The 1,592-nt window shown below is 76.9% G+C and carries 2 protein-coding genes; one reads left to right on the top strand and one right to left on the bottom strand.

Annotation, left to right across the window (positions count from 1 at the left end; genetic code table 11):
* Positions 1-282: 282 nt before the first annotated feature.
* Complete coding sequence (locus ABZ914_RS51115; protein ID WP_500201784.1) at positions 283-1,251, top strand: MBL fold metallo-hydrolase; 969 nt, start codon at positions 283-285, stop codon at positions 1,249-1,251.
* Here ABZ914_RS51115 and ABZ914_RS51110 read toward each other — a convergent pair.
* The coding region (locus tag ABZ914_RS51110) for a maleylpyruvate isomerase N-terminal domain-containing protein (protein ID WP_500201783.1) at positions 1,233-1,592 on the bottom strand (360 nt) is incomplete at its 5' end. The two genes, ABZ914_RS51115 and ABZ914_RS51110, sit on opposite strands and share 19 nt — an antisense overlap.

Here is a 1,592-nt window from a genome sequence, read left to right as displayed (position 1 = left end):
ACCGGGCGGAGGAGGCGGCGCGGGAGGCGCGGAAGGCGGCGAAGGAGGCGCGGCGCGCGGCCGACCGCGACGCCGCGCACGGCTGACCGGGACGCCCACAGCCGACCGGGACGCCGCGCACGGCCGACCCGGGGGACCCCGGCGGCAGTGCCGGTTCCCCCGATGAAGTAAGTTCCACTAATAGAACGCGATTCGAGAATCGGGGGGCGCGCGGTGACGGCACCGGTGGTGGAACAGGCGGCGGAATGGTACGAACCCGGGGCCCATCCAGTGGCGCCCGGCGTGCACCGGATCCCGCTGGCGCTGCCCATTCCGTCGCTGCACGCCGTCAACGTCTACGTCATCGAGGACCCGGACGGCCCCGTCCTGGTCGACTCCGGCTGGGCGATGCCCGACAGCCGCACGGCGCTCGAAGCCGCGCTGCGGACGCTCGGCCACGGGCTCGACGACGTGGCGCAGTTCCTCGTCACGCACGCGCACCGGGACCACTACTCGCAGGCGCTCGCGCTGCGCGGGTCGTTCGGCACCCGGGTGCGGATCGGGCGCGGTGAGCGGCCGTCGATCGAGGCGTCCGCGGTCCCGCGCAACGTGCACGCGCGCCAGATTGAGATGCTCCGCCGCTGCGGCGCCGGCGAGCTCGCCGCGGAGATCGCCGGGATCACGCGCGACCCCGCCGGCGAGGAGGACCCGCTGACCGCGCCCGACGCCTGGCTGGACGACGGGGAGCGGGTCGCGCTGGCCGGGCGCGGGCTGGACGTGTTCGCCACCCCGGGCCACACCCGCGGGCACGTGGTGCTGCGGGACGCGTCGGCCGGGCTGCTGTTCGCCGGCGACCACGTCCTGCCGCACATCAGCCCGTCCATCGGCCTCGAGGCCGAGCCGGAGCGGCGGCCGCTGCGCAGCTACCTGGACTCGCTGCGGCTCGTCCGCGACATGCCCGACACGCTGCTGCTGCCCGCGCACGGGCCGGTGACGGCGAGCGTCCACACCCGGATCGACGCGCTGCTGGAGCACCACGCCGCCCGCCTCGACGCCGCCGCCGAGCGGGTCCGCGCGGGCCACGGGACGGCCTTCGAGGTCGCCGCGTCGATGGCCTGGACGCGGCGCCGCCGCGCGCTCGCCGACCTGGACGCCTTCAGCCGGATGCTCGCCGTGCTGGAGATCGAGGCGCACCTGGACGTGCTGGCCGACCAGGGCCTCCTGGACGTCCACGAGGAGGGCGGCGTCCGCCGCTACGCGCCGCGCGCCTGAAAGGCGAGCGGGTCGCGCCCCAGGTGGGCCAGCAGCCGGTCGGCGGGCGCGGCCGTGCCGGGGACGGAGACGGCCGGGGCGAACAGGCCGGCGCGGGTCGCGTCGGTGACCAGCGCCATGGCGGGGTCCAGCAGCAGCCCGGCGAGGCCCGGCGGGATCGGCCGCGGGTTCCCGGTCGCGCAGGCGATGTCCCAGCCGTGCACGGCGATCTCGATGGCGCCCGTCATGGCGACCATGGACGCCTGCAGGGGGCACCCGCCGACGGTGACCGGCCGGTCGCCGGTGCTCGTCCAGGCGCTGAGGAGCCGGGCCGCGCCGGACCGGAACGCCGCCACCAGCGC

Origin of the sequence: Spirillospora sp. NPDC046719 (assembly GCF_040645715.1) — a bacterium.
Classification (GTDB): domain Bacteria; phylum Actinomycetota; class Actinomycetes; order Streptosporangiales; family Streptosporangiaceae; genus Spirillospora.
The sequence above is the reverse complement of the archived record's forward strand: the minus strand, read 5'-3'. Positions and strand labels throughout refer to the sequence as shown.